At 56.5% G+C, this 26,586-nt stretch carries 25 protein-coding genes; 18 read left to right on the plus strand and 7 right to left on the minus strand.

Annotated features, from left to right (window positions below; translation table 11 throughout):
• Positions 1-183 precede the first annotated feature (183 nt).
• The 5 genes from IE102_RS03805 to nagA are packed head-to-tail and all read left to right on the plus strand — an operon-like array spanning position 184 to position 5,375.
• Positions 184-1,476 carry a sugar MFS transporter gene (locus IE102_RS03805; RefSeq protein WP_189485042.1) on the plus strand — a complete coding sequence of 431 codons (1,293 nt, stop codon included), beginning with the start codon at positions 184-186 and terminating at the stop codon, positions 1,474-1,476.
• Entirely contained in the window at positions 1,476-2,396 is a 921-nt protein-coding gene (locus IE102_RS03810) for a glucosamine kinase nucleotide-binding domain-containing protein (RefSeq protein ID WP_189485043.1), read from the plus strand. The genes IE102_RS03805 and IE102_RS03810 overlap by 1 nt, the downstream gene beginning before the upstream one ends.
• Entirely contained in the window at positions 2,393-3,133 is a 741-nt protein-coding gene (locus IE102_RS03815; RefSeq protein WP_189485044.1) for a copper homeostasis protein CutC, read from the plus strand. The genes IE102_RS03810 and IE102_RS03815 overlap by 4 nt, the downstream gene beginning before the upstream one ends.
• Positions 3,134-3,159: 26 nt before the next feature.
• The gene (locus tag IE102_RS03820; RefSeq protein ID WP_189485045.1) at positions 3,160-4,218 is read left to right on the plus strand and encodes an SIS domain-containing protein; all 1,059 of its coding nucleotides are present in this window, start codon (positions 3,160-3,162) and stop codon (positions 4,216-4,218) included.
• A complete protein-coding gene (nagA, locus tag IE102_RS03825; protein ID WP_189485046.1) occupies positions 4,215-5,375 on the plus strand; it encodes an N-acetylglucosamine-6-phosphate deacetylase in 1,161 nt (386 codons plus the stop codon). Before IE102_RS03820 ends, nagA begins: the two co-directional genes overlap by 4 nt.
• On the opposite strand, the gene IE102_RS03830 is transcribed toward nagA, so the two are convergent.
• The 3 genes from IE102_RS03830 to IE102_RS03840 form a co-directional block, all read right to left on the minus strand.
• On the minus strand, positions 5,372-6,118 hold the full coding sequence (locus tag IE102_RS03830) for an endonuclease/exonuclease/phosphatase family protein (protein WP_189485047.1): 747 nt from the start codon (positions 6,116-6,118) through the stop codon (positions 5,372-5,374). The genes nagA and IE102_RS03830 overlap by 4 nt on opposite strands.
• Positions 6,119-7,177: a phospholipase D-like domain-containing protein gene (locus IE102_RS03835; RefSeq protein ID WP_189485048.1), complete on the minus strand. Its 1,059-nt coding sequence runs from the start codon at positions 7,175-7,177 to the stop codon at positions 6,119-6,121.
• A gap of 64 nt (positions 7,178-7,241) precedes the next feature.
• Positions 7,242-8,147 (minus strand): protein phosphatase 2C domain-containing protein, encoded by a 906-nt coding sequence (locus IE102_RS03840; RefSeq protein WP_189485049.1) that lies wholly within the window; start codon positions 8,145-8,147, stop codon positions 7,242-7,244.
• Positions 8,148-8,530: 383 nt separating this feature from the next.
• Between IE102_RS03840 and IE102_RS03845 the strand changes: the two genes are divergently transcribed.
• The 3 genes from IE102_RS03845 to IE102_RS03855 all read left to right on the plus strand — a co-directional run bounded on the left by IE102_RS03845 (position 8,531) and on the right by IE102_RS03855 (position 13,350).
• Positions 8,531-10,903, plus strand: coding sequence for a TonB-dependent receptor (locus tag IE102_RS03845; protein WP_189485050.1), 2,373 nt, complete (start codon positions 8,531-8,533; stop codon positions 10,901-10,903).
• A 124-nt stretch (positions 10,904-11,027) separates the two neighbouring features.
• On the plus strand, positions 11,028-12,557 hold the full coding sequence (locus IE102_RS03850; RefSeq protein ID WP_189485051.1) for a tetratricopeptide repeat-containing sulfotransferase family protein: 1,530 nt from the start codon (positions 11,028-11,030) through the stop codon (positions 12,555-12,557).
• A 31-nt stretch (positions 12,558-12,588) separates the two neighbouring features.
• Positions 12,589-13,350 (plus strand): SDR family NAD(P)-dependent oxidoreductase, encoded by a 762-nt coding sequence (locus IE102_RS03855; RefSeq protein ID WP_189485052.1) that lies wholly within the window; start codon positions 12,589-12,591, stop codon positions 13,348-13,350.
• On the opposite strand, the gene IE102_RS03860 is transcribed toward IE102_RS03855, so the two are convergent.
• Positions 13,347-14,252: a LysR family transcriptional regulator gene (locus IE102_RS03860; protein ID WP_189485053.1), complete on the minus strand. Its 906-nt coding sequence runs from the start codon at positions 14,250-14,252 to the stop codon at positions 13,347-13,349. The genes IE102_RS03855 and IE102_RS03860 overlap by 4 nt on opposite strands.
• Positions 14,253-14,355: 103 nt before the next feature.
• On the opposite strand from IE102_RS03860, the gene IE102_RS03865 reads away from it, so the two are divergent.
• The 3 genes from IE102_RS03865 to IE102_RS03875 all read left to right on the plus strand — a co-directional run bounded on the left by IE102_RS03865 (position 14,356) and on the right by IE102_RS03875 (position 17,112).
• Positions 14,356-15,222 (plus strand): pirin family protein, encoded by an 867-nt coding sequence (locus tag IE102_RS03865; RefSeq protein WP_189485054.1) that lies wholly within the window; start codon positions 14,356-14,358, stop codon positions 15,220-15,222.
• A gap of 243 nt (positions 15,223-15,465) precedes the next feature.
• Complete coding sequence (locus IE102_RS03870; protein WP_189485055.1) at positions 15,466-16,074, plus strand: FMN-dependent NADH-azoreductase; 609 nt, start codon at positions 15,466-15,468, stop codon at positions 16,072-16,074.
• A gap of 57 nt (positions 16,075-16,131) precedes the next feature.
• Positions 16,132-17,112, plus strand: a complete 981-nt coding sequence (locus IE102_RS03875; protein WP_189485056.1) for a glutathione S-transferase family protein — start codon at positions 16,132-16,134, stop codon at positions 17,110-17,112.
• 242 nt (positions 17,113-17,354) lie between these two features.
• Here the strand turns inward: IE102_RS03875 and IE102_RS03880 are convergent, their stop codons facing one another.
• Positions 17,355-17,522 carry a hypothetical protein gene (locus IE102_RS03880; RefSeq protein ID WP_189485057.1) on the minus strand — a complete coding sequence of 56 codons (168 nt, stop codon included), beginning with the start codon at positions 17,520-17,522 and terminating at the stop codon, positions 17,355-17,357.
• Positions 17,523-17,921: 399 nt separating this feature from the next.
• Here IE102_RS03880 and IE102_RS03885 point away from each other — a divergent pair, with 399 nt between their 5' ends.
• The 6 genes from IE102_RS03885 (at position 17,922) to IE102_RS03910 (ending at position 23,118) form a co-directional block, all read left to right on the plus strand.
• A complete protein-coding gene (locus tag IE102_RS03885) occupies positions 17,922-18,227 on the plus strand; it encodes a DUF883 family protein (RefSeq protein ID WP_189485058.1) in 306 nt (101 codons plus the stop codon).
• Positions 18,228-18,320: 93 nt separating this feature from the next.
• Positions 18,321-18,785, plus strand: coding sequence for a hypothetical protein (locus IE102_RS03890; RefSeq protein WP_189485059.1), 465 nt, complete (start codon positions 18,321-18,323; stop codon positions 18,783-18,785).
• Positions 18,786-18,957: 172 nt separating this feature from the next.
• Positions 18,958-19,086, plus strand: a complete 129-nt coding sequence (locus tag IE102_RS03895; RefSeq protein WP_189485060.1) for an entericidin A/B family lipoprotein — start codon at positions 18,958-18,960, stop codon at positions 19,084-19,086.
• A gap of 57 nt (positions 19,087-19,143) precedes the next feature.
• Positions 19,144-21,027: an ATP-binding protein gene (locus IE102_RS03900; RefSeq protein ID WP_189485061.1), complete on the plus strand. Its 1,884-nt coding sequence runs from the start codon at positions 19,144-19,146 to the stop codon at positions 21,025-21,027.
• Positions 21,024-21,470: a response regulator gene (locus tag IE102_RS03905; protein WP_189485062.1), complete on the plus strand. Its 447-nt coding sequence runs from the start codon at positions 21,024-21,026 to the stop codon at positions 21,468-21,470. The genes IE102_RS03900 and IE102_RS03905 overlap by 4 nt, the downstream gene beginning before the upstream one ends.
• 4 nt (positions 21,471-21,474) lie before the next feature.
• A complete protein-coding gene (locus IE102_RS03910) occupies positions 21,475-23,118 on the plus strand; it encodes a hybrid sensor histidine kinase/response regulator (RefSeq protein WP_189485063.1) in 1,644 nt (547 codons plus the stop codon).
• Positions 23,119-23,333: 215 nt separating this feature from the next.
• Here IE102_RS03910 and IE102_RS03915 read toward each other — a convergent pair whose 3' ends face one another.
• Both IE102_RS03915 and IE102_RS03920 read right to left on the minus strand, forming a co-directional pair.
• Positions 23,334-24,566 carry a multidrug effflux MFS transporter gene (locus tag IE102_RS03915; RefSeq protein ID WP_189485064.1) on the minus strand — a complete coding sequence of 411 codons (1,233 nt, stop codon included), beginning with the start codon at positions 24,564-24,566 and terminating at the stop codon, positions 23,334-23,336.
• Between the two features lie 81 nt (positions 24,567-24,647).
• Positions 24,648-25,562 (minus strand): LysR family transcriptional regulator, encoded by a 915-nt coding sequence (locus tag IE102_RS03920; RefSeq protein WP_189485065.1) that lies wholly within the window; start codon positions 25,560-25,562, stop codon positions 24,648-24,650.
• 113 nt (positions 25,563-25,675) lie between these two features.
• On the opposite strand from IE102_RS03920, the gene IE102_RS03925 reads away from it, so the two are divergent.
• Positions 25,676-26,428: an SDR family NAD(P)-dependent oxidoreductase gene (locus IE102_RS03925; RefSeq protein WP_189485066.1), complete on the plus strand. Its 753-nt coding sequence runs from the start codon at positions 25,676-25,678 to the stop codon at positions 26,426-26,428.
• Positions 26,429-26,586 lie beyond the last annotated feature (158 nt).

The raw sequence follows: 26,586 nt of genomic DNA on the forward strand, positions 1-26,586 counted from the left end.
TATATAATTGTTTTAATTGAATAATTCGTAGTTTTTGAAAAATTTCTCTGATCGGCTATTCATTTTCTATCGCGCAATAGTGATATTTTCCTAGACATCGGCCCTGATTTATAATTCTAATAAACAATACCAAAATGGCAAATAGGTCATATATAGGCCTCTCGAAAAGGTATTGTGCAGCCCATGGAAACCACATCTGCCTCGGCCCAGCCGCTTAAAGGCGCGTCCCAGTTCATGACGATCGGGATTATCGGCGTCATGTTCTTCATCTTCGGGTTTGTGACTTGGCTGAACGGGCCGTTGATCACCTTCGTCAAACTGGCCTTTACCCTGTCAGATGTCGAAGCCTTTCTGGTGCCGATGGTTTTCTACATGTCCTATTTCTTTCTGGCCCTGCCGTCGGCGTTTATCTTAAAGCGCACCGGCATGAAAAAGGGCATGGCGCTGGGGCTGCTGGTCATGGCGATAGGGGCGGCGATTTTCGGTCAACTGGCGACCATGCGTATTTTTGAGGGCGCGCTGACCGGCCTGTTCATTATCGGGGCCGGTCTTGCGGTGCTGCAAACGGCGGCCAATCCCTATATTTCGATTGTCGGCCCGATTGAAAGTGCCGCGCAACGCATCGCCGTCATGGGGATTTGTAACAAGTTCGCCGGGATTCTGGCGCCCATCGTCATCGGAGCCTTGGTGTTGCAAGGTGTGGGTGAACTGGATGAGCAGGTGGCCGCCGCCACAACGCCGGAAGCGAAAGATGCCTTGCTGAACGCCTTTGCGGCCAAGATTCACTACCCCTATCTGGCCATGGCCGGGCTTCTGGCCTTGCTGGCCCTGTTTGTTCTGAAATCCCCCCTGCCGGAAATCAAGGGCGAATCCAGGGTGGAAGATTCCGGTGCCAATGGCGGCAAAAGCCTGTTTTCCTATCCTCATCTGTGGCTCGGTGTGGTCTGCCTGTTCCTCTATGTCGGGGTTGAGGTCATGGCGGGTGATGCTATCGGCACCTATGGTCATGCCTTTGGTTTGCCGATCGAACAGACGGCCTATTTCACGTCTTTTACGCTGGTTGGCATGTTGGTGGGCTATATTGTGGGTCTGATTGTCATTCCCAAATTTACCTCTCAGGAGCGCTATCTGGCCTTTTCGGCCATCCTGGGTGTCATCTTTGTGATCGCCGCCTATCTGACGCGTGATTATGTGTCGGTCGGTTTTGTGGCCGCCCTCGGTTTTGCCAATGCAATGATGTGGCCAGCGATCTTCCCGCTGGCGATCCGCGGCCTGGGCCGTCACACCGAAACCGGCTCAGCGATCATGATCATGGGCATCTGCGGCGGCGCTATCATACCGCAGGCGTTTGTGGTGCTCAAAGAAACCTATGACTTTCAACTCGTCTTTCTGGCGCTGATGGTCCCGGCCTATCTCTATATCCTGTTCTTTGCTATTATGGGCTCCAAAGCAGGCACCCGAAAGGTCGCCGGATAATGAAGCCGACTACATTTTATATTGGCATTGATGGTGGCGGCACCAAGTGCCGGGCCCGTCTGCGCGCGGCCGCCCCCTCAGGCGTGACCGGTGACGGGGCGTTGCTGGGCGAAGGGGTTGGCGGATCGGCCAATATCCGGCTGGGGCTGGATCTGATCTGGACGCACATTCTTGATGCCATCGACGGGGCTTTGGCGCAGGCTCACCTGACGCGCGCGATTTTCAGCGATACCAGCCTTGGTCTGGGGCTAGCGGGGATAACGACCGGCGCGGATTGTGAACGCACTATCGCGGCGGGCCCACGCTTTGCCTTTGCGAATGCCGCCACTGATGCCCATGCCGCCTGCCTTGGGGCGTTTTCAGGCCGTGATGGCGCGATCATGATTACTGGCACCGGCTCGGCGGGCTATGCGTGGGTCGGCGGGCGCGGCCATGCGGTCGGCGGCTGGGGCTTTGAGGTCAATGACGATGCCTCGGCAGCAGTGCTGGGGCGCGAAGCAATCCGCGCGGCCTTGCATGGCTTTGACGGGCTGGCGCCGCACACCGCCTTTACCCGCGCGATTATGGCCCATTTTGGCGGCCATCCCTCGGATGTCGTCAAATGGGTGACGACGGCTCGCCCCGGCGATTACGGAACGCTGGCCCCCATGATCATGTCACATACGGCCGATGGTGATCTGATTGCGGTCGGCATAGTTGAGCGCGCCGCTCAGGATCTGGGGAAATATCTGGCGCGGCTAAATGAGATCGGCGCGCCGAAAATCTGTCTGGTCGGGGGTATGGCCGATGTCCTGACGCCGTGGCTGGCGCCCTGGACGCGGTCGGTGCTGGCTGTGCCCGAACATGATGCTATCGAAGGGGCGATCCTGCTGGCCCACGGGGCTCCCAACGGCATGGCTGTTGAGGCGGTGATGTCATGACGACAATCCGGCTCGAAATCTGTGTCGATAGTCCCGCCGGATTTATAGCGGCGGTCGAAGGTGGCGCTGACCGGATAGAGCTGTGTCTGGGCTTAAGCGTGGGCGGATTAACCCCGTCGCCGGGCCTTATGGAACTGGCGCGCCTCAGCCCTGTGCCGGTGCGGGCGATGATCCGGTCGCGCACCGGTGATTTTGTCTGCGACCGTTATGATGTCGATGCGATGCGCCGTGACATTGATGCGGTGCGTCAGGCGGGTCTGGCGGGGATCGTGATCGGTGCCAACCGGCCTGACGGTCATCTGGACGAAGCCACCCTGATGCAACTGCGTCATCATGCCGGGGGGCTGGAGATCGCCCTTCATCGTGCCATCGACCTGACGCCTGATCCGGTGGCGGCGGTCGATATAGCCGCAGATCTGGGCTTTGACTCGGTCCTGACCTCCGGCGGTGCGGTTCATGCCGCGGACGGGCTTGAGATCATCACGGCCATGGTTGAGCGTGCCGCCGGGCGCATTGAGGTCATGGCGGGCAGCGGTATCACGCCGGATAACGCGGCCAATATCATTGCCATCACCGGCGTGCGGGCCATTCATGCGTCTGGTGCTGTAACGCTTCCGGCTCAGGACACGAGGGCGCTCGCCCTTGGATTCGTGCCGTCCCACATTAAAACCACGGATCTTCAGACCGTCATGCGCCTGCGCCAGATCGTGACCGACAGTGCGCGTCTGGCGGCCTGAGCCGTACCCAACAAAGGAATTTCATTATGGCCATAGATCAAATGGCGGTTTCGACCATCAATCCGGCGACCACGCTTATGCACCGTGAGGCGGGCGAGGGTGGCGATGCGGTGGCGCGGTTTTTAGAGGCCAACGCGTCAACGCTTACGCGGATCGCGGAACGGTTGCGGGCAGATCCGCCCAAAGGGGCTACGACCTGCGCGCGCGGATCATCCGACCATGCCGCCACCTATGGCAAGTACCTGATCGAGACCCTGATCGGTGTGCCGACCTCAACGGCGGCGCTGTCGGTAGCCTCGATCTATGACGCCCCGGTTATGGCGGCTGACAGCCTGTGCATCGCTATTTCCCAGTCCGGCCGCAGCCCTGACCTTTTGACCTCGGTCAAGGCCCATAAGGACTCCGGCGCGTTTGTGGTCGCTCTGGTCAATGACTTCACTTCGCCGTTGGCAGACCTTGCTGATGAGGCCCTGCCGCTGTGCGCGGGGCCTGAACTGTCGGTAGCGGCGACCAAGTCCTATATCGTGTCGCTGGCGGGCCTTGCCGCCCTCGTGGCCGAATGGGCCGGTGATGATGGCCTGAAAGCCGCCGTCTACGCCCTGCCCGATCAGTTACGTGCTGCGTTTGATCGGGATTGGTCCCACGCCCTGCCGACGCTGGAAGACGCCACCAACCTGTTTGTCATCGGGCGCGGCTACGGCTTTGGCATCGCTCAGGAAGCCGCGTTAAAGCTCAAGGAAACCTGCGCCCTCCATGCCGAGGCGTTCTCCTCGGCTGAGGTCCGTCATGGCCCGATGGCGATTGTGCGCGAAGGCTTCCCCATTCTGGCCTTCGCGACCTCTGATACGGCTGGCGACGGGGTACGTGAGGTGGCGGCCGAGTTCCTGTCACGCGGCGCTAAGGTCGAGCTGGCCGATGCCGGCGGTGGCGTGACCTCAACCCTGCCTGCGGGACGTTTTGAACCGGCGCTGGAGCCAATCTTGATGATCCAGAGCTTCTACCGCTTCGCCAACGCCCTGTCCCTGCGCCGTGGCCTTAACCCCGACGCCCCGCCGCACCTCAACAAAGTGACCCGAACCGTATGAGTCCCAAGACCACCTTCCGCAACGGATCGATCCTCAGCCCCGAAGGCTTTGTCACTGATCATGTCCTGACCATCGCGGGCGACCGGATCGCAAGCCTTGAGGCGTCAAAATCTGCGTCTGCCGGTGAGGCCATCGACCTTGACGGCGGCTATCTGCTGCCGGGCTTCATCGACACTCAGGTCAATGGCGGCGGTGGGGTTTTGTTCAATGACGACACTTCATTTGAGGCCATTGCCGCCATTGGCGCCGCCCACCGCCAATATGGTACGACCGGCTTTTTGCCGACCCTGATCTCTGATGAGCTTGAGGTCATTGATGCGGCCATGCGCGCGGTTGAACAGGCGATCGAAGACGGTGCGCCCGGCGTGCTCGGTATCCATATCGAAGGCCCGTTCATCAATGAGGCTCGCAAAGGCACCCACGATCCGGCCAAGTTCCGCACCCTGACCGACCAGAGCCTGAAACTGCTGTCCGGCCTGAAGCATGGCAAGACACTGGTGACTTTGGCACCAGAGACCACCACGTCGGGCGATATCCGTACCCTGACGCAGGCGGGCGTGATTGTCGCCGCCGGTCATACCGATGCCAGCTATGGCCGGATGGCGCAGGCCTTTAATGAGGGCGTCACCGGCATCACCCACCTGTTCAACGCCATGTCGCCGTTCACCCACCGCGCCCCCGGTGTGGTGGGGGCGGCGCTGGAGAACCAGAGCATCTATTGCGGGCTGATCATTGACGGCCGCCATGTCGATCCGGTGGCGCTCAAAATCGCCGTGCGTTGTCGCCCTCACGACCGCTTCATGATTGTCACCGATGCCATGCCGACGGTCGGTTCCCAGACTAAGACCTTCATGTTGCAGGACAAGCTGATCCGGGTTGAGGACGGCGTCTGTGTCGGACCTGACGGCACCCTGGCGGGTTCTGATCTTGATATGGCCACCGCTGTGAAAAATGCCGTAGAAATGGTTGGTTTGACGCTTGATGAGGCTGCTGTCATGGCCTCAGCCGCCCCCGCACGGTTCTTAGGCCTCGACGCCCAGTATGGCGTCCTCAATGCCGGGGCACGGGCTGATTTGGTTTGGTTGGATCGTGATCTGAACCTGAAAGGCGTATGGATCGGCGGCGAGCAAAGTCTGAGTCAAAAAGCGGCGGCCTAATCTATATTCACCAGCAATCCGGCATGATCGGAAAACGGCTGCGGGATAATGGCAAGGCCAAGCCGCGCCTCAAGCCCCGGCGTATAAAGGCACAGATCAAGCGTGTGCTGCCACTGATGAAAGGTGAAGGTTGCCTCATCGCGCCGGTTAAGCAGGCGCAGGCGATCCCCCGCCAGCAGGCTGTCGAGTTCCCCTAGGCCACCCAGCGTATTGAAATCGCCGAGCACAATCACCTCGCCGCCTATGCCTGCCACCAGTTCAGTAATTTCCTCAAACTGGTTCTGGCGGACGACGGGTTTGAGCGAAAAGTGGGCAAACAGAACCGTCAAACCCTCATCCATCTCGATGCGGTAGATCAGGCGTTTGGTGCCATGGCGAAAGTAAAGACGGGAAAACGGATAGGCCGTGCGGGCCAGAAAGCCGTTGCTTTTGCCATCGTGGAACGGCAGGCGCGAAAACGGACTGCCCTCACCATATTTATCGGCAATATCAAAGGTGTCGTACTGGGCGCATTGTAAGGCCTTGATCTGGTTGAAAAAACCGGAATGAAGCGATCCCCGATCCACCTCGACCAGACAACACAGGTCGGGTCTTTCGGCCTCCATGATCTGGCGGAATTGCGCCAGCACCCGGCGTTGCTGCGCGGGGGCCTGATACAGGTGGCGATAGGCGCGCGTGACATGGTGATACAGGCTGCCGCTGATGCCGGTCGCATAACCCAGATTGCTGAACAATATCTTCATTTACAGGGCCTGAGAAATCATGGCGCCAAGTCGCCCGACCAGACGGTGATGCCAGCGGGTTCTCAAAACTGTGGCCGATCCGGCGGGCAGGGCATGGCGGCAATCTTCTTCAAACTGCGCGGCCAGCAAAGCCACATCGTCCGCATCGCGCATCACCAGATTACATTCTCGGTTCAGAATCAGGCTTAAGTGATCAAAGTTGCAACTGCCCAGCGTCGCCCAATCGTCGTCGATGACCGCATATTTGGCATGCAGAACGGTTGGCTGATAAAGGCGCACGTCGTAGTCCAGCCGCCGCCACTGCCCCAGCAGAGCATGGGTGATCAGATCGGCTATGGCAACATCGGTATGTTGCGACAGCAGAAGGCTGATCTTGACCCCGCGGCCTTGTGCGTCTTTCAGGGCACGGCGCAGGCGCTTGGGCGGAAAGAAATAGGGGGTCGCCAGCCGAATCGAATGGCGCGATGTCATGATGGCGGCCAAAAGCGCCTCATAAAGAGGCCGCTGTCCGCCCTTGGGATTTTGCGCCAGATAAACCCCGCCGCGATTGCCGCCAATGATGCCCGGGTCACCGTCCAGTTGCCCGTCATCCAGATCGCGCCACAGCACATCGAAATCGCGTCGGGCGGCGATGGCGGCAGGCCCTTCCAGCGCCACCATAGTGTCACGCCAGTGGCGCATATATTCGGCCATGCACATGCTGCCGAGATAGGTGGCGCTATCATCGACATGCAGCAATTTGGCGTGGGTGCGGGGAAACAGGCCCCCGATCCGCACGAACCGGCGTGGCTTGCGCATATGATAAAAGATGACTTTGGCGCCGGATTTGCGGGTCTCTTCCAGAATCTTGCTGGTCAAAAGTGTCCGGCTTCCGAAGGCATCGAGCACAATGCGCACCTTGACCCCTTCGCGCGCTTTGCGGGCCAGAAGGCCCAAAAAGCGCTGCCCGACCTCATCGTCACGTACAATATATTGCTCAAAATCGATGCAGGTCGTGGCCTGCTCACAGGCCTGAGCCATCGCGGCCCAGGCGTCAGCGCTTTTCAGGTAAAACTTCATAGCGGATAAACCTTCATCGCCACCAGCTTATCCGCACTGATATTAAAAACACATAAGATTTTGACTATTCGCGCCGTTCCGGGCCGGTGCGCGATCTGGCCTTTTCGCCAAAGCCTTCGATCGCCAGCAACAGCCAGGACGCATCGTCATGCAGCTTAAAGCGCGTATGTTTGATGCCGTGGGGATCATCAGTCTCGATACGGCGCAGTTCGGCAATGATGGTATCGTCTTCTCCGCCAATCAGTCGGCGCTTGATGTCGTGCAGCCCGCCAATGACATAGTTTTCCCATAGGTCGTAAAACCCGTCCGTAGCCAGCAGAATATAGCTGATATCGGCGGCCTTGAGATATTCGGTTTTCAGCCCCTCAAGGCAGACCGGATCAAGCGTCAGCACCCAATAGCCGCCGGGCGTGTTCATCAGGGCGCGGTTCTGGCGCAGAACCGGATTGATCTCTTCGCGGGCGGCCTTCAGGTCAGGCTCAGCCTGCTGAGCCTGCACTTTGCGCAGAGCCTCAAGCGCGCTGTTGTCGAGGGCTTCCAGCGGGCCGCCACCGTAAACCTTATAGCCGCCGACTTTGTCGAACACATAGGCCTTCACATCGGCCAGATGCGACAATTCCACATCCTCACCATTAACCCGAACCAGCGACAAACCGGCGGATGGTCGTGCAAAGGCTTCGAGGTCGGCGTTGTTGGTGGCCCGCCTATAACCTTCACCGACCGCCTCGATGGCGTGGCTTAAGGCGTCAAGCGTGTCGACTTCCGGGTCGTTGGTAAAGGTTTCGGTCAGGAAGCCGGACACCGCCCCGACCAGCCATTCGGCGTCGGTCTTATCGCTGAATTTCGAGGGCCCAAGTCCGGTTGCGCCATCCATCAACCAGGCGGCATCGCCAACATAGCCTAAACGATCTTCATTGCGCGGGTTTCCGGCATAGGAACCTTCGGACAGGATTTTGAGATGGGTCGTCATGGTCTGCGCCTCCTTACGCGTTGGCCTGAGACGGGGTCGAGTTGTATTTTAACCTAAATCTCCGCGCGCGTCACCGTGATCACATCGCCGTTGAAAAATTCGATACTTCAAAAGCGCGTCATAAAAGCCACAGGGAAGGTTTTGTTAAAAGACTGAAATATATGAATTTTATGAAAAATAATCCGTAGACTGATAATTGTTTAATTAACAATATTTATATTGCGCTGCCAAAAAACATGTGTGAGCCTGTGGGTTCTCCAAGAGCTGAACCCAAGGCTGCGTAAGCAGTTAGTGATCCCGCGCAAACTTTTGCGTGTGCGAGGGTGTGTGTCCAAAATGGGTCTGGGTTCGGTATTGGTTTGTTGTGTTCAGGGGATAGATTTATGACGACACATAAAAGAGTGACAGGGAAAGCCGGAATTCATCTGGCTTTATTGGCGACGGCTTCGGTCGCCGCGCTTAACATGGGTGCTGCCTTGCCCACCATGGCGCAGGAAGATCCGGCTGCCGATGTGACGGAGGTGATTGTCACCGCCACCCGGCGTGCCACCAGCGTCCAGAAAGTGCCTTATAATATTTCGGTTATCGGGGCCAGTGACCTCAGCACCAAGGGTATAACCGAGCTGTCGGAACTGTCGCGCGCCATACCGGGTCTGTCGGTGCGCGATGTCGGTTCACGCGATAATGCCTCGATCATCCTGCGTGGCCTGTCGGTTGATCCTCTGCGGGTATCGAATGCCGGCGATAACGGTTCAGTTGCTGTTTATATCAATGACACACCGGTCTTTAACCAGCCGAAAATTTTTGATATTGAGCGGGTCGAAGTGCTGCGTGGGCCGCAGGGCACACTTTACGGCTCAGGTTCTCTGGGTGGTGCTATCCGCTATATCGTGGCTGATCCGAAGATGAAGTACGAGGCCTCAGCCGGCGGCAAGGTCTATCAGATCGCCGAGGCCGACGACGTATCCTATCAGGTCAATGGCATGGTCAATCTGCCGCTGATCAGTGACACACTGGCCGTGCGGGTTGCGGCGCAGTATCTGGACGATTCCGGTTTTACCGACTATCCGTTTATAATCTCAGGCCCGAAGTCCGACCTCGACTATGAGGAGCGTGTTACGGCGCGGGCATCCCTTTTGTGGACACCGACCGAAGACTTTGAGGCGAACCTCAGCTACTATATGGATAACGTCAAATCGGGCGGCCGCACCGGCGGAAATCCGGGCTTTGTGCTGCCGGCTGCAGCCGACGGCAATGGGGACGGTTACACCAACTCCTATCCGGCCAACAGCGCCGCCATGATCGGGCGGGTACTCGGTGATTACGAGATTGGCCAACGCTTTGAAGAGCCGCAGTCCACGTTTTATAAGCTGACGGCGCTTGAGATGAAATATGATCTTGGCTTTGCTGATATCATCTCGTCAACCTCCTACACCAAGCGCACCGGTCTGGGCCGGCGCGATCAGACCGATTTGCTGCTGGGTCTGGGCTATGGTTATGAGAGTTACCCTGATTTCCGGGCCATCACTCGCGAAATAGATGATTTCGAGGCGGTGGTTCAGGAACTTCGTCTGGTGTCTAATGATGGCGGCGTCTTCGATTACGTCGCTGGGGTGTATTATGACAATGAAAACCTCTTTGGCACATCCGAAGAATTTACGCCGGGCTTTGCCGAATTTATCGGTGGTACGCGCACGGATAACCTCGAATACTATAGTCGTAGTCGCAGCCTTTATTCGGAATGGGCGGTGTTTGGGGAACTGACCTGGCACATAACGGATCAGTGGCAGGTGACCGGCGGTGCGCGCAGCTTCAAGCTGAACACCAAATCATCGGAATGTACGGTTTTTCCACTCTATGAAGACGCCAACAACAATGGATACACCTGTAACGAAGACGTTGGTAAGGGCGAAGTCAAGGACACCATCTATAAGCTGAATGCTTCCTATCAATGGACGCCGGACGTAATGGTCTATGGCACCTTCTCCCAGGGCTTCCGCCGGGGTGGCACCAACATCTTGCCGCCCGAAGGCGGTCAGGTCTTCGATATCGATCCGTCGCAACGTGAATATGCGCCTGACACCGTCGATAACTATGAACTGGGGGTTCGCTCGCAATGGTTCGACCGTAAGCTGACGGTTAACGCTGCTATCTTCAATATTAAATGGCAGGACGTTCAACTGTCATCCCTGGCGCCCGGCAACCTGCCGATCACGGCGAATGCCGGTGAGGCTAATTCCAAGGGGATAGAACTGGAAACCCTGTGGCGGGCCACTGACGCCCTGACCTTAAGCTTTGGCTATGCCTATACCAATGCCAAGCTGTCGGAGGATTTTTACAAGGAAAGAACCAACGGCCGGGTTATAGCTGACTTCAAAGAGGGCACAGTGCTACCCGGTACCCCGGAACAGCAAATAGGTCTGGCCGCTGATTACTTATTGCCATTCTCAGATTGGGGTGCGCTCACGCTTCACGGCGATATTTCTTATTCATCGGAAATAACGACCTCAGCCGAACCATTCCGGGGTGATGATGCCAACCTGGATTATAAGACGCTGAAAGGCTTTACCCAGACTAACCTATCGTTGGGATGGGAGCCGAAAGACAATCTTGGCATCAAACTTTATGTCGATAATGTCTTTGATGAATATGCCTATGTGGCGTCGCAGGGCGAAGCTACATACGGTTTGCAGGGTAAGTTCGATATTCCGATCCGTCCCCGCGTCATTGGTATATCCATCAATAAAAAATATTAAACTCGGGCAGACTTTAGCCTTGAATAGCATTGCTTGAACGAACCTCCCGCCCGTAAGGTGCGGGAGGTTTTTATTTTGGAACATGCTTTTGCGACCCCACGCTCAAAGAGTTGATCAGTTGATAATGCGCGCGTCGATGGCCCAGCGTGAGGGTGATTATGCCGCAGCCATCCTTGCGGCCCGTCAGGTGACGGATATGGCCCCCGGCCGACTGGATGCCTGGTATTTGTGGGGGACTGTAGCCATGCACGCGCAAACCTTCAATGAGGCCGAACAGGTGCTTGGTCACGGTGCTGGACTGTGCCCGCCGCGCACTCCCGCTCAAGGGCGGTTTCTGGTGCAGAGAGCGCGGGCATTGGTGACGCTAGGTCGCGGTCGTGAGGCCAGCGAGGCTGTGACCGCGGCGCTTCTGTGCGGTCTTAAGGACGGCGTCAGTCTGCATATTCTTGGAACCACCCTGTCTCAGGCGCATCTGACGGAAAAAGCCCTGCCGCTGCTAAAACGGGCAACCAACTCGGACCGAGCGGTCGCCGATTACTGGTATAGCCTCGGAGGTGTGCAGCAATTTACCGGTGACATGGCTCAGGCTGAGGCGAGCTACGAAGAAGCGATCCGCGTCGGGCAACATATGGGGGCGCACGTCGGTCTGGCGCGGCTAAAAAAATGGACGCGTGAGGATAATCACATTGATCGGTTAAAAGCCCTGAAGCCCGCGGACAGTAATGATATGGCCCGCGTCGGCTATGCGCTTTTCAAGGAATATGACGATATCGGCGATTTGGGCGCGGCGTGGGCGGCCCTGCAAACTGGGGCAGATGCGGCAAAAACTACCTTTCCTTGGAAGGCGGCCGATGAAGCGGCGACCGTCGAGGCGTTAATAAGGCACTATCCGCTATCCCGACTGACGGATAAGCCTGCGTCTCGCCGTCCCCGTCGTATCTTCATTGTCGGTCTGCCGCGCTCAGGCACCACTCTGGTTGAGCGGATTCTGGCCAGCCACACGGATGTTGAGGCTTTGGGCGAACTACAGGTGTTCGGCCTTGGGGTTAAGCATCTGTCGGGGGATAGCAGCCGCAATCTGATTGATGCGGCAATGGTTATGGCGTCAGGCGGTATAGATCCAGTCAGGCTGGCGGACTATTATGACCGTGAAGTTGCCTATCTGGAGATGGGTAAGGGCCACACCATCGATAAGCTGCCGCACAATCATGATTATGTCGGCCTGATCCGGCGGGCCTTTCCCGATGCCCTGGTTATCCACGTCCGGCGTGATCCGATGGATTCGCTGTTCGGGGCCTATAAGCTGTTGTTCGCCCATGCCCATCGCTGGTCCTACAGTTTTCAGGATCTGGCCGTTCACTATGGTCACTACCGCACGCTAATGGACCATTGGCAGGCGTTTGGGGTGATCGATGTAAAGCTTGAAACCCTGATCCAGTGCCCGGAATTTGAAATCCGGCGTTTACTTAAAGCCTGCGATTTGCCGTTTGAAGACGCCTGCCTGTCGCCCCACGAAGCGCAAGGGGCGGTGGCGACCGCCAGTTCCGCTCAGGTGCGCAAACCCATCAATCGCGAAGGGGTGGGCGCGTGGAGGCGGTATGAAGAGCAACTGTCACCCCTGCGTGATCGGCTTGAAAAATCGGGTTTGATCTGAACCTTTGGGCGTGGTGGCGCGTACTAAATATATGTCATTCACAAACCAACATATCTGGCTGATTGGCGCCAGCACCGGCATTGGGGCGCAACTGGCGCGTGATCTGGCCGTGGCGGGAGCGAAACTTTCGCTGTCATCGCGCGATCAGACCAAGCTTGAGGCGTTGAAATCCGAGCTGAAAGGCGACGGCCACGGCGTTTACCCGCTCGATGTCACGCAGCAAACCTCTGTTGATGTGGCCTGGGTAGCGCTGAATAAAGCCCACGGCATGCCCGACATGGTCATCTATAATGCCGGGGCCTATGAGCCGATGTCGGCCACGCGCTATGATGCGGATACGGCGATCATGGTGGCGGACACCAATTTCATGGGCGCGTTTCGGGTACTGGAGCCGGTTTTGCCCGCCTTTATGGCGCGCTGCCAAGGCCACATTGTCCTGACCGGATCGCTGGCGGGGATGAAGGGGCTGCCCAATGCTATTGGTTATGGGGCGTCCAAGGCCGGGATCATTCATCTGGCCGAAAACCTGCGGCTGGATCTGGCGGGCAGCGGCATCAAGGTTCAACTGGTCAATCCGGGCTTTGTCAAAACCCGCCTGACCGACAAAAATGAATTTAATATGCCGTTCCTGCTCACGCCCGAAGATGCCTCTGCGAGGATCATGAAGGGGCTTTTGTCTGACCGGTTTGAGATCAATTTCCCTAAGCGCCTGACGGTTTTGATCAAGGCGTTGCGCTACATGCCAGATCGGCTCTATTACAAATTGCTGCGCAACAAACCCGCGAAAAATTAAAGCAGCTCGGTGCCGAATTTCAAGTTCAAAAAGCTGACCAAAGCGCGCACGCGGGCGGTGGTGGCCCTACCCGGCGGCATAACGGCGTGCATGGGTACCGGTGGCCGTTCAAAGGCCTTCAGTATAGCCTCAACTTCGCCGGACTGGATGGCGCGGCTGGCGATAAAGGTCGGCAAACGCGCGATGCCTAATCCCGATTTCACGGCTTCCAGCATCATATCGCCATTGTCCGAGCGCATAATGCCGTTAATTCGGTAGCTTTTGAAGCCGTCGCCATCGGCATAGCGCCAGTTCACGGTCGGCGCCACGTTCGTATAATGGATGCCGCGATGGGCACTCAGGTCATCAGGATGTTCAGGTCGGCCATAGGTTTCAAGATAGGCGGGGCTGGCGACCGTGACGGTATGCACCTTACCGATGCGTTTGGCGACCAGCGACGAATCCGCCAATTCACCGATGCGTACCGCCAGATCATAACCGCCACCAATAAGATCGACCGAATGATCATCGAACGAAATATCAAGCTCAACTCTTGGATAAGCGGCGGCAAATTCTGACAGGGCACGGGCCAGATGGCTGACGCCAAAACTTAAAGGCCCCGACAAACGGATAGGGCCCGCTACATCGGACACGGCTTCGGCCACAGCTTCACCGGCGGCCTCTAGCTGGGCCAGGGCTTCGCGGGCACGTTCATAATAGGTCTGGCCGACATCGGTGGGTTGCGTGCCCTTAGCGCCACGGGTTAGCAACCGCGCCGCCAGAGTTTCCTCCAGCCGCATGACCCGCCGGCTGATGATCGATTTTGAGGTGCCTAAGCGATCGGCAGCGCGCGCAAAGCTGCCGGTTTCGACCACCAGAAAGAAGGCCGACAGATCATCGATATCGACTTTGAGCTGTTCCATCTAATGCAACACCGGTGTTCCGATTTAGTATCTTCTGGCAACGACCATAGCGGCCTATATATCGTCTCACAAGATCATTTTGTCCTAATAGAAGGGTACGAAAATGTCCGTTACCAACTCGATCGTTCGCGATACCCGCACTGATAAGACCCGCTCGGTCGCCCGTCTGGTGCGTGGCATCCCCGCAACTGATGGTGCCGGTGTCAAGCTTAACCGGGTGCTCGGCACGCAGGCCCTGCCCGCCGTTGATCCATTTCTGATGATGGATGAGTTTCGCTCAGATGATCCGGCGGCCTATATTGCCGGTTTCCCGGATCATCCTCATCGCGGTTTCGAGACCATCACCTATATGCTGGCCGGCCGGATGCGCCATAAGGACTCAAAAGGCAACGAAGGCCTGCTGGGCCCTGGCGATGTGCAGTGGATGACGACCGCGCGCGGTCTGGTCCATTCGGAAATGCCAGAGCAGCAAGACGGTCTGATGCAGGGCTTTCAGCTCTGGCTCAACCTGCCTGCCAAGGAAAAGATGCTTGATCCCAAGTATCAGGATATTCCGGCCGCAACTATTCCGGAAATCACCTACGACGATGCCCACCTCAAGGTCATTGCCGGTGAGTACCGCCATCTGAAAGGCCCGATTGCCTCACCGACGACGCAGCCCTTTATCGTCGATGTCACGCTGAAAGCTGATGGGGATATCGGTCTGCCGGTGCCAGTTGATCATGATGGCTTTGTCTATGTGTTCGACGGTGCGGTTGAGATCGACCACACGGTCGTGACTAAGGGGCAGGCGGCGGTTTTGACGGCCGGTCAATCTCTGGTGTTGACCGCAGGCTCTGACGGTGCCCGTGCCTTGGTGGTGACAGGTAAGCCCTTGAAAGAACCTATCGCCCGCCATGGCCCGTTCGTCATGAACACGCCGCAGGAAATCCATCAGGCTTTTGCTGACTACCAAAGCGGCAAATTCTGAAGCTACGTGCGAAAAAGTGTTCGCGGTTTTTCGCTATGACTTCGCGGTTTTTCGCTATGACGTAGCGATCAACAACAAGTCGTACGCCCTGATGCAAATGCCCCTCCCGCACAGCCGCTAACCTTGCGGGAGGGGTATTGAGGCCCTCACAACCTCTCTGATGCGTGCGCATCTAACGCCCGCATCAGGCCTAAATAGATAACAGTAACTATTACGGTTTCCAACCGTTTAAGGAGATTTATCATGTCTAAAGTCCTAATCATCAATTCCGCAGCCACCGGTGACGGCTCGGTTTCCGCACAATTAACCGACGCGTTTAAGGCTAAATATGCCGCCGCCAATCCGCTGGCTACCTTTACCGAACATGATTTCGGCAAGGCTCCGCTGGCACCGTTATCCAGCCTGAACATCGCCGGTTTTGCCGGTACCGCCGGTGAAAACCCTGCCGAGATCGCCCTGTCGCAGACATCTGATGCTCTGATTGCCGAACTCGAAGCCGCTGATCTTCTGGTTATTGGGTCACCGATGTACAATTTCGGTATCTCGGCCTTGCTTAAGACCTGGTTTGACTATGTCCTTCGCGCCGGTCGCACCTTCCGCTACACCGAGTCCGGCCCTGAAGGCCTCCTGAAAGGCAAGAAGGCGATCATCGTTCTGGCCCGCGGCGGTCTCTATTCCGAAGGCCCACTGGCGGCGATCGACTTTCAGGAAGGCCACATCAAGACTATGCTCGGCTTTATCGGCATCACGGATGTGACCGTGGTGCGCGCTGAGAAAATCGCTTTCGGGCCGGAGTTCAAGGCCGAAGCGATTGAAGCGGCCACCGCTGAGTTGCTGAAGCTGGCGGCTTAAAAACCCAAGCCTCCCCTGTCAAAAGGGGAGGCGACCTAACCGTAAGAGGAATTTCCGATGGGCCTGTTGGTTGACGGTAAATGGCATGATCAGTGGTACGACACTAAGGCCTCCGGTGGTCGGTTTATCCGCTCGGAAGCGCAGTATCGAAACTGGCTGACGGCAGACGGCTCACCTGGGCCGTCGGGTGAGGGCGGGTTTAAGGCCGATGCGGGCCGCTATCATCTCTATGTCAGTCTGGCCTGTCCGTGGGCGCATCGCACCCTGATTGTGCGCCACCTGAAAGGGCTGGAGGGCCTGATATCGGTCAGCGTGGTGCATTGGCTTATGCGCGAAGACGGCTGGACGTTTGCTGACGGCCCCGGCGTTGTGCCCGATCCGCTGTATGCGAAGTTCATGTACGAGATATACACCCGCGATAACCCGACCTATAGCGGACGCGTAACCGTGCCGGTTCTGTGGGACACACATCAAAACCGCATCGTCAGCAACGAAAGCTCAGAAATCATCCGGATGTTCAATGCTGCGTTTGACGGACTGGGGGCCAAACCGGGCCACTATTATCCGGAAAATCTGCGAACTGAGATCGATGGGGTCAATGAACGGGTCTACGACACCGTCAATAACGGGGTTTATAAGGCCGGGTTTGCGACCACACAAGCTGCCTATGACGATGCGGTATCGCCGCTGTTTGACAGCCTGGACTGGCTGGAAGATCGGTTGTCGCGCACGCGATATCTGGTCGGTAATGTCCTGACCGAAGCCGATATCCGCCTCTTCACCACCCTGATCCGTTTTGATCCGGTCTATGTTGGGCATTTCAAGTGCAGTCTGCGGCGGATTGCCGATTACCCTAACCTGTCGGCCTATGTGCGCGATATTTTCCAGACGGCCGATATCGCGTCGACGGTTAATTTTGAGCACATCAAAGGTCACTACTACCAAAGCCATCTGAACATCAATCCGACGGGTATTGTACCAAATGGCCCCATTCTGGACATGTATGCGCCTCACAATCGCTCAACTGTCGGTGCATAAAGGTTATGCCCTTTCATGGGTTTCCTCCCTGCAACTATTATCCGCTTCGGCTGCGCATGGCCGGAGCGGTTTTTTTTAGAGCGGAATGACTTTATGGAAACATTCCGCTCAAGCCTCCGTTGAGGCGGCGGCCAAGGTGGCGTAGCCACCGCCCGGCAAGGGGCTAAAAATAAAAAGAAAAGCCCGCATGTGATGCGGGCTTTGAAGTTTTCTGAGGAAGTCACAAATCTAAAAAAACAGATCTACTTCTCTGAGCCGACCTTGGTCACCTTGGGCAGCTTGCCGTCTTCGAGGCGGCCTTCGTTACGCAGGCGGCGGCCATCATTGGCCATTTTTTCGTTATCCAGAGCTTCGCCCAGTTCTTCTTCGGCAGCGCCCGCAGTTTCTTTGATCTTACCTTTGATAGACATAATGATATCTCCTTTAAGGAATGAAATCGCCGGCCACAGGGATGACCGCGTGACGTTCACTATAAGGAACCGCGTATAAATATGACGCACCCGCTATGGGCGGGGTTCGTAAAAATGAGATAACGGTCTTTAAGGTTTACGGCTTTTTTACATGCCGGGCTCTAACGGCACATGGCATCCTTAACCGGGGCCGAATAATCTGGGATCATCACGTTCACGGGTTTCAGGAACGGGCGAAAGGCAGACCCTTAAGGGTTCACCCCGACCCCAGCCCCCCTTGCCCCGAACTCTTAAGCCATAAGGTTTCCCGACCTTACGGTTTGCTGTATAGCCGGTTCTTACGGCCCGTGAACGTGAAACCCTTTCTTTTCCCCTCAACATCTTCAGGAGGCACAACCCATGTTGTCCGCAGCCACCAAAACCGCCGCCGGTGTGACCAAAGGTCTGGCCGAAAATGATGTAAAGACGTCGGCTCGTGAAGCCCTTCATAAGGTTGAGCGCGAAGCCAAAAGCGTTATGGACGACGTGTCCCACTATGCTTCGGATGCGGGCCAAAAGGTGCGCCATATCTATGATCAGGCGGTCGACGAAGTCAGCCATGTGTCGCACAATGTCGAATCTGAGATTAAGTCCAACCCTGTGCGCTCCAGCATGGTGGCTTTGGGCGTTGGCTTTATCCTGGGCGCGCTTCTGACCCGCCGCTAATAGCCGAAACCTTTTTCGTAAAACCGGTGATGGCGCTTATGTTTAAGTGACATTGCCGGTTTTTTTATTTTCGGTTCTTTGGGGGACTAAAACATGGCCTGGAATCTGGCTGGACTATCGTTACTGGCACCGGTGGTAGCACCTCTGGCGGGGAAGCTGATTGATGTGTTCGGTGTCAGCCGCCGCCTGAAAACCGCCTCTCCGTTTGTCGAAAAACTGCTGGCGTCGCTGACCGGCTTGATCATGATCGGCATATTTCTGATGCTGATTGCGGGGGTTGCTTTTTGCGGCCTGATTGCGGGGCTTTATATCTGGATTGCCCCTAATAGCGGGCCGTTAGCGGCGACGCTTGTGGCTGTGATCGTAGTCGTTGCGGTGGTCGGTTTGGGTCTCTATGCCGCCCGCAAGCTGTGGCAAAATGTGCGTCAGAATATTGATCTGATCGCCAATGACGGGCGTGACCGTCACGGTGAGCGCGACCACAAACCCGATGACCACAAACCCGAAGGCGTCATCCATGCCTTTGCTGAGGGGTTTAAGGCCGGGCGCAAGCTGTAGGGCGGACTGTCACCGCAGGGGCACAGCTTAAGATAATCTTAACCATATTTATGGGTTCCTTATTTATCTCGTCAGCGCGCCTATTGTTACATTACGTTCCGAGTCTCTACTGTCTTAAGTTCGGGGTGCGGGTTTGGCAATCAACCCATCGATCATAAGTATCGGAGCTAATATGAAGCGCTTGGCCATTATGCTATTTGTAGTCTCTCTGCCCGTTCTGGCAGCTTGCAACACAGTTCAGGGCGTCGGTAAGGACGTCGAATCTACCGGTGAAGTCATTCAGGATGCCGGCAAACAATAACTGAGATAATATGTGCGGGGGCAGACAACCTGCACCCGCACAGACTGGTTTTACCCTATGAAACTGCCGTGGGCGATCGCGCGAAAACACTACTACATTGCGGTTTTCTGCCTGATTTCCCTGGCGTTTGTCACGTTCAGCTTTGTGCTCTATAAGCAGTACAACAAGGTTCAGACCCACAACGACTTTTCGCTGTATCAATCTCAGGTCATCGATCAGAGCCGTCTTATTGTCATTGATCTGGTCGATATGGAAACCAGTGTGCGCGGTTTTATGGTGACCGGCGATGAGGCCTTTCTTGATCCCTATTTCACGGCCTATGCGCGCCTGCAAAGCGGGATCGTCAACCTTCGCAACACCACCTATCCCGAAGTGGCCGCCCGTGAGGAGGTCAATAGCTGGCTTAAGGTCATTGATAATTATCAAAAGCTGCTGGCCGATCAGATTACCGACGTGCGCACCCGTGGCGCCGGATCGCCGTCAAGTGCGGCGCTCAACGCCCAAAAAGCGCAGATGGACGAACTGCGCCAGATGCTGGATCAGAGCATTGCCCGGCGCGGGGTAACCCTGCGGCTGCAATCCAAGGCCGCCCAGTCGCAGAAGAACAATTTCCTGACCGTGATCGTGCTCGGTAATGTGCTGATGATCGGTATCCTGTTGGTCGGGACCGTGACCATCATCAATCTGGAGGTCGCCAATCAGCGATTTGAAGATGCCCATAGGCGGTCAGAAGAGCGTTTCAAGACCGTGCTGAACGGCATCAACGATGGCGTCTTTGAATATAATTTCATCAATGATTCCATGTATATGTCGCCGGAATATAAGTCGATGCTCGGCTATGATGAGGCGGACATCAAGGACGATTTTAAAGCCACTATCGACCTGATCCACCCTGACGATAAGGACGCGGCTCTGGCCACGCTTAAGGCGTTCCGCGAAGGGCCGTCGGCGCTCTATACCAATGTTTTTCGTATGCACCATAAGGATGGCACCTGGCGCTGGATCATGTCGCGCGCGGTCGCTCAGCGCGGAGACGATGGCCGGATGCGGTCGATGGTGGGTGCGCACACCGATATTACCGACCAGAAAAACCGCGAAGAAGAACTGCGTCAGCTTCACGCCGACATGGAAACTTTCACCTATATCACCTCTCACGATCTGCGCTCGCCGCTGGTCAATCTTAAGGGCTTCTCGCGCGAGCTGGACATGGCGATCGCCGAAGTCTCAGACACCCTGACGCCCTATAAGGACAGCATCAAACCCGAAGACTGGTCCAAGATCGATCTCAACCTGCACCGCGACATCCCCGAAGCCCTGACCTTTATCGGCAAGGGGGTTGAGCGCATGGATACGCTGACGACCGCTATTCTCGACCTGTCGCGCATTGGCCGCTATGTGCATCGCTATGAGATGGTCGATTCCCGCGCCATTATCGATAAGTGCATTGGTGCGCAAAGCTTTGAAATCCAGAACAAAGGCGCTGAGGTCATTGTCCATGATTTGCCGGAACTGGTGACCGATGCTCTGGCTCTGGAGCAGGTGTTTTCTAACCTGCTCGATAATGCCGTCAAATATCTCACGGTTGAGCGCAAGGGCCGTATCGAGATCGGTAGCCAGCAAACGGCTCGTGATTTTGTCTTTTACATCCGCGATAATGGCCGCGGGATCGATGCGGCGGATTCCGGTAAGATTTTCGAGATATTCCGCCGCGCCCGCAATACCTCTGATGTGCGGGGCTTAGGGATCGGCATGAGCTTTGTCAAAACCACCCTGCGCAAGATGGATGGCGCCATCTGGTTTGAGTCGGCGGTTGGCGTCGGCACGACCTTTTTTGTGCGCCTACCCCGCCGCAATGGGGTCAATGATGTGGCTGATGAGCCAAATACCGTTCTGGCCTCTGCCGCTCAGGCCCTGCCGGTTCGAAAGGCGCAACAGGCATGATCAAGCTGTTTAACGAACCCTTCAAGCTGGTGATGATCGAAGACGATGAAGGCCATGCGCGCCTGATCATCAAGAATCTTGAGCGCGCCGGGGTGGCCAATCAGATTGTCCATGTGCCCAACGGGGCAGCGGCGCTCGATTATTTCTTTAACGATAAGCGCCGTCCGGATCAGCACGATAAGACGGTGATCCTGCTTGATCTCAACTTACCGGAAATCGACGGGTTTGAGATTCTGCGCCGCCTCAAGGCCGATGAGCACACGAAAAATATTCCGGTCATCGTCTTAACCACGACTGATAACCCTAAAGACATAGACGAATGTTACGCTCTGGGCTGCAATGTCTATATGACCAAGCCTGTGGGTTATGAAGCCTTTGCGGATGCCATCCGTAAGCTGGGGCTCATGCTCAATGTCGTTAAGGTTCCCCATAATCAGGGATGAAAGAATGAAACCAGTGTCTGCGACGATATCGGCTGATGGCCGCCGCCCGAACCGTTCGGCGGTGCCGGCGACGCTTGAGCATGTTTTGTATGTTGAAGATGATGCCGCTCTGGCGCGTCTGCTGCAAAAGCGCATGGCCCGCAACGGCCTGATCGTGGAGACGGTCGAAACCGCCGAAGAGGCTTTGGCGCTGATTCAAAAGACCGATTACGACCTGCTGCTGATCGATTATAATCTGCCGGGCATGAGCGGGCTTGAGCTGCTGTCGCACATTACTGATCTCGATCCGGTGCCGCCCGCCGTCATCCTGACGGCCGGGGGGGATGAACGCATCGCCCTGCAAGCGCTGGAAAATGGCGCGGCTGACTATGCGGTTAAGGATGTCAACCAGACCTATCTCGACCTGTTGCCCGCGATTATGCTGGCGGCCTACACTAAGGAACGCCTGCTGCGTGAAAACGCCCGCCAGCAGGAGGAGCTCAAAGCCGCCAAGGAAAAGGCCGAAGCCGCGTCTGAGGCCAAGAGCCGGTTTTTGGCGACCATGAGCCATGAAATCCGCACACCGATGAACGTGGTCAATGGCTTGGCGACCTTACTGGCCAAATCGCCACTCAACGGTGATCAGCAGAAAATGGTCGACACCCTGCGGACCAATGCTGATCTGCTGCTGAAGCTGATCAATGACCTTCTGGATATCAGCCGGATCGAAGACGGTCGTATCGATCTTGAAACTATCGCCTTTGTGCCCGGTGAGATCCTCAACGATATCCGGGTGATGTTTGAGTCTGACATCGCGCGTAAAGGCCTAAAGCTGGTTATGACCGATCGCACGGAGGGCGCTGCCTTGCTGGGCGATCGCACCCGCCTGCAGCAAATCATCATGAATCTGGTGTCCAATGCCCTGAAATTTACCGATCAGGGCGAAATCGAAGTCATTACCGATCTGCGCAGCGTCTATGGTGATCTGGCCGAACTCAGCATCAGCGTGCGCGACACCGGCATCGGCATCGAAGCCTCCAAGCTGCCGCTGATTTTTGATACCTTCACTCAGGCTGATGAAACCATTACCCGGCGCTTTGGCGGATCGGGCCTTGGTCTGTCGATTGCCAAGTCGCTGATTGAGCTTATGGGCGGCACCATCACAGTCGATAGTCACGAAGGCCGCGGCTCGGTGTTTCATGTTAAGCTTAAGCTGAAACGGGCGGCACCCGCAGCCCCTGTGCGTCCGGTCGCCCCGGTGCCGGTGGCCCGCAGCGTCAATGCCGATACCATGCCAACCGTGCTGATCGTTGAAGACTATGCGCCCAACATCATGGTGGCGACCCTGATGCTGGAGGACATGGGCTTTAAGGCCGTGGCCGTGGAATCCGGTCTTGAGGCGCTCGATATGATTATGGCGGCCGATAAACCCTATTACACTATCCTGATGGACGTGCAGATGCATGGCCTTGATGGCCTTGAGACGACCCGCCGGATAAGGGAGCTGGAATCTGAGCGCGGTTTGCCACCGCAGCGCATCATCGGGGTGACCGCCCACGCTCTGGCCGGGGACCGTGAACGCTGTCTGGAGGCCGGGATGGACGACTATATTTCAAAGCCCATCCTGCCGGATATATTGTCAAATAAGCTGGGTGTGGTCAGGGCCTGATCACGGCGTAACTCAGGGTTGCAATAGTTTGCAACATAAGTTTCACTATGTGGCACTTATTTGCATCGGATTATAGGTGACAAACGGGTTTCAAGGTGTTGCTATTAACCATCCGGGGCGGGATGATATTAGGCTAAACCACCTTTTCAGCCATACCTTTTTCAGTCTTATCCCCTTTTATGCAGGCGATCTCCCCCGTCCTGTCCCGGATACCCTCACGCCTCTGAGGCGGCGGCGCGCACGATCTGACGCTTGCCTAGCCACAGGATGATCAGGCCGGTATAGACCGCCACGACGATAATCCCCAGCAAGGGATAGACATGCTCACCCCCCAATATGCTGACGAACGAGGACGCAATCGTGGCCAGAGCGATCTGCAAAAACCCGATCAGGGCTGAGGCGCTGCCGATATGGCTGGTGAAGGGCGCCAGTGCCAGGGCGTTGGCGTTGGGGTTGGTCATCCCAAGGCAGGACAGCATGGCAAAGAAAAAGAAAATCGTCGGCCACAATCCGAACCACCCCAGATAACTGCCGATCAGGAACACCGTGCTGATGACCGCCAGGGCAATCATGGCGGACTTGAAAATCTGCTCGCTGCTGTAATAGCGGGTCAGCCAGACATTGACCTGATTGGAGCCGATGATCCCAACGGCGATAAAGGCAAAGATAGCGCCATACACATCCGGCGTGACCTTGAAAATATCGAGAAAGATAATCGGAGACGCGGTCACATAGATAAACAGGGTGGTAAAGGCAAAGGCTGACGAAAACACATAGGTGTAGAATTGCGGCACCTTGATCACCGCGGCAAAATTGGCAATGACGGGCGCAGGTTTCAGCGACACGGTCGGATCACCTTTATAGACGCTGGGCAGGAAAAAGTGGGTCAGCACCATGATCAGGGCTACGATCACCGCCAGAAAGATAAAGATGGCGTGCCAGCCCAGATAGGTCGTCACAAATCCGCCTGCGGTCGGGGCCAGCAGCGGTGAAACGCTTAAAATCAGCACCAGCAACGAAAAGATTTTGGCGGAGTCCTTGGGCGGAAAAAAGTCGCGCACCATAGCCATGGTCGCGACCTGCGCCACACAGCCGCCGAGCGCCAGAACAAAGCGCAACCCGATCAGGGTTTCGACATTCTGCGATAACAGGCAGCCCAGCGAACAGATGACATAGAGCGTAAGGCCCGCATAGAGCGGCTTCTTGCGCCCAAACCGGTCCAGCAGTGGCCCATAGATGATCTGACCGATCGCCATGCCCGCAAAATAGCTCGACAGAGACAACGACACCTGACCCGTCGTGGTGCTTAAGTCATCGGCGATCTGCTGAAACGCCGGCAGATACATGTCGATGGTGAACGGGCTGATGGTCGTCAGAATCCCCAGGATCAGGATCGTCAGAACCTTGTTTTTCAACACAGGGGTCGCGGGGGCTGCGGGGGCGGTCATGTGGGGTCAATTCAAATGTGCGTCTGCGAAATATGGCTCCCTGTTTACGGGTAATTTCACAAAAAACCAGTTCTAAATCCTTCACGCCTCAATATGATCCTTCACCAGAGCCGTGGCCCAGGTCATGAACACCTGTACCCGTCGCGCCAGATGGCGGCGTCTGGGGTAGATCAGATTGACCGGCATGGGTGCGGCCTTATGGTCGGGCAAAACCTCCAGCAATGCGCCGGACAAAAGATGCGGCGCGGCGCCTATGCGTGGCACCTGAATGATCCCCAGCCCCATCAGGGCCGCCTGACTATAGACGGCGGTATTGTTGACCGTGATCGCCCCCGGCATGGGCAGGGTCTGGTATTCTTTGCCGTCAAAATACTCAAATCCGGCGTCGCCACTTTCAGCGCGGGCAGAGATATTGGCGGCATAATGGATCAGCCGGTGGTGCGATAAATCCTCAAGTGTCCGGGGCGTGCCATAGGCTTTGAGATAGTCCGGACTGGCGACATTGATCAGTGCCATATGGCCGAGGGGGCGTGCCATCAGGGCTGAATCGTTAAGCGTGCCGACGCGCAGCACGCAATCGAATCCTTCGGCGATGATATCGACCCGCCGGTCAGTGCAGGAAAGATCAATTTCCAACTCCGGGTGCTGGGCCATAAATTCGGGCAAATGGCGCATGAACAGGGTTTGGGCCAATCCCTGCGGCATATCAACCCTGAGCCGGCCTTTGAGCGAGGCGGGGGTTTGCTGAAACAGGGCCTCCATTTCATCCATATCGGCCAGCATGTCGCGGGCGCGGGCATAGAACACCTCGCCATCGTGGGTAAGCTGAACACGGCGCGTCGTGCGATACAAAAGCTGGGTGCCGAGATAAGCCTCTAACGCCTGCACTTGAGTTGAGACGGTCGCGCGCGGCAGATCAAGATCAAGGGCCGCACCACTGAAGCTGGATAGCTCAGCCACGCGGGTAAAAATCTTCATAGCCTCAAGACGGTCCATATAGCCTCGCATTGTTCGTAAATTGCGATCAGTGATATCATATTTACGATATTTATCATGATTTTGACAAACAGTATGATGGTCTCCAGTGAAAAACCATTGGAGATATCCTCATGACCATCGCACTCATCACCGGAGCCAGCCGCGGCTTAGGCCGCAACACCGCCATTCATCTGGCGCGCAAGGGCACCGACATCATCCTGACCTATAATTCTAACAAGATCGAAGCCGATCAGGCCGTGGCCGAGATAGAAGCGCTGGGCCGCAAGGCGGTGGCGATTCAACTCGATGTCGGCAAATCGGCAACCTTTGCGGAATTTGCCGCTGAGGTGGGCAAGGTTTTGAACCGGGTCTGGGGTCGCGATACGTTCGATTATCTGGTCAATAATGCCGGGATTGGTGGTCATGCCGCCTTTGCCGACACGACCGAAGACCAGTTCGACACCCTGATGAATATTCACCTCAAGGGGACGTTCTTCCTGACGCAAAAGCTGCTGCCGCTGATCAAGGACGGTGGCCGTATCGTCAATATCTCCACCGGCCTGACGCGCTTTGCCTATCCGGGCGCGTCCGCCTATGCGGCCATGAAGGGCGGGGTTGAGGTACTGACCCGCTACATGGCCAAGGAACTGGGGCCGCGTGGAATCTCGGTCAATACCATAGCCCCCGGTGCGATTGAAACCGACTTTGGTGGCGGGCGTGTGCGCGATAACGAAGAGATCAATAAGTATGTCGCGTCCGTGACGGCGCTGGGCCGGGTCGGCTTGCCTGATGATATCGGCGGGGCCATCTCAAACCTACTAGCGCCCGACAGTAACTGGATCAATGCCCAGCGTATCGAGGTTTCCGGCGGTCAGGCGATCTGATGATATCTAAAGCCCTCCCGAAAAGACGGAGGGCTTTTTTAGAGCGATGTACCAAAAAGTGTTAGCGGTTTTTGGCTGCAACATCGCGACAAACAAAAGGGTTGAGGCCGCCCAAGGGAGGGGGGGAGCGGGCGGCCTCATTCAAACGGCTGATTGAT

The organism is Asticcacaulis endophyticus (assembly GCF_014652575.1).
Taxonomy (GTDB): Bacteria; Pseudomonadota; Alphaproteobacteria; order Caulobacterales; family Caulobacteraceae; genus Asticcacaulis; species Asticcacaulis endophyticus.

What these genes read in the sequence shown, in the direction of transcription:
- IE102_RS03805 (WP_189485042.1), top strand. Translation starts at nt 184, where the DNA reads ATGGAAACCACATCTGCCTCGGCCCAGCCGCTTAAAGGCGCGTCCCAG.
- IE102_RS03810 (WP_189485043.1), top strand. Translation starts at nt 1,476, where the DNA reads ATGAAGCCGACTACATTTTATATTGGCATTGATGGTGGCGGCACCAAG.
- IE102_RS03815 (WP_189485044.1), top strand. Translation starts at nt 2,393, where the DNA reads ATGACGACAATCCGGCTCGAAATCTGTGTCGATAGTCCCGCCGGATTT.
- IE102_RS03820 (WP_189485045.1), top strand. Translation starts at nt 3,160, where the DNA reads ATGGCCATAGATCAAATGGCGGTTTCGACCATCAATCCGGCGACCACG.
- nagA (WP_189485046.1), top strand. Translation starts at nt 4,215, where the DNA reads ATGAGTCCCAAGACCACCTTCCGCAACGGATCGATCCTCAGCCCCGAA.
- IE102_RS03830 (WP_189485047.1), bottom strand. Translation starts at nt 6,118, where the DNA reads ATGAAGATATTGTTCAGCAATCTGGGTTATGCGACCGGCATCAGCGGC.
- IE102_RS03835 (WP_189485048.1), bottom strand. Translation starts at nt 7,177, where the DNA reads ATGAAGTTTTACCTGAAAAGCGCTGACGCCTGGGCCGCGATGGCTCAG.
- IE102_RS03840 (WP_189485049.1), bottom strand. Translation starts at nt 8,147, where the DNA reads ATGACGACCCATCTCAAAATCCTGTCCGAAGGTTCCTATGCCGGAAAC.
- IE102_RS03845 (WP_189485050.1), top strand. Translation starts at nt 8,531, where the DNA reads ATGACGACACATAAAAGAGTGACAGGGAAAGCCGGAATTCATCTGGCT.
- IE102_RS03850 (WP_189485051.1), top strand. Translation starts at nt 11,028, where the DNA reads ATGCGCGCGTCGATGGCCCAGCGTGAGGGTGATTATGCCGCAGCCATC.
- IE102_RS03855 (WP_189485052.1), top strand. Translation starts at nt 12,589, where the DNA reads ATGTCATTCACAAACCAACATATCTGGCTGATTGGCGCCAGCACCGGC.
- IE102_RS03860 (WP_189485053.1), bottom strand. Translation starts at nt 14,252, where the DNA reads ATGGAACAGCTCAAAGTCGATATCGATGATCTGTCGGCCTTCTTTCTG.
- IE102_RS03865 (WP_189485054.1), top strand. Translation starts at nt 14,356, where the DNA reads ATGTCCGTTACCAACTCGATCGTTCGCGATACCCGCACTGATAAGACC.
- IE102_RS03870 (WP_189485055.1), top strand. Translation starts at nt 15,466, where the DNA reads ATGTCTAAAGTCCTAATCATCAATTCCGCAGCCACCGGTGACGGCTCG.
- IE102_RS03875 (WP_189485056.1), top strand. Translation starts at nt 16,132, where the DNA reads ATGGGCCTGTTGGTTGACGGTAAATGGCATGATCAGTGGTACGACACT.
- IE102_RS03880 (WP_189485057.1), bottom strand. Translation starts at nt 17,522, where the DNA reads ATGTCTATCAAAGGTAAGATCAAAGAAACTGCGGGCGCTGCCGAAGAA.
- IE102_RS03885 (WP_189485058.1), top strand. Translation starts at nt 17,922, where the DNA reads ATGTTGTCCGCAGCCACCAAAACCGCCGCCGGTGTGACCAAAGGTCTG.
- IE102_RS03890 (WP_189485059.1), top strand. Translation starts at nt 18,321, where the DNA reads ATGGCCTGGAATCTGGCTGGACTATCGTTACTGGCACCGGTGGTAGCA.
- IE102_RS03895 (WP_189485060.1), top strand. Translation starts at nt 18,958, where the DNA reads ATGAAGCGCTTGGCCATTATGCTATTTGTAGTCTCTCTGCCCGTTCTG.
- IE102_RS03900 (WP_189485061.1), top strand. Translation starts at nt 19,144, where the DNA reads ATGAAACTGCCGTGGGCGATCGCGCGAAAACACTACTACATTGCGGTT.
- IE102_RS03905 (WP_189485062.1), top strand. Translation starts at nt 21,024, where the DNA reads ATGATCAAGCTGTTTAACGAACCCTTCAAGCTGGTGATGATCGAAGAC.
- IE102_RS03910 (WP_189485063.1), top strand. Translation starts at nt 21,475, where the DNA reads ATGAAACCAGTGTCTGCGACGATATCGGCTGATGGCCGCCGCCCGAAC.
- IE102_RS03915 (WP_189485064.1), bottom strand. Translation starts at nt 24,566, where the DNA reads ATGACCGCCCCCGCAGCCCCCGCGACCCCTGTGTTGAAAAACAAGGTT.
- IE102_RS03920 (WP_189485065.1), bottom strand. Translation starts at nt 25,562, where the DNA reads ATGGACCGTCTTGAGGCTATGAAGATTTTTACCCGCGTGGCTGAGCTA.
- IE102_RS03925 (WP_189485066.1), top strand. Translation starts at nt 25,676, where the DNA reads ATGACCATCGCACTCATCACCGGAGCCAGCCGCGGCTTAGGCCGCAAC.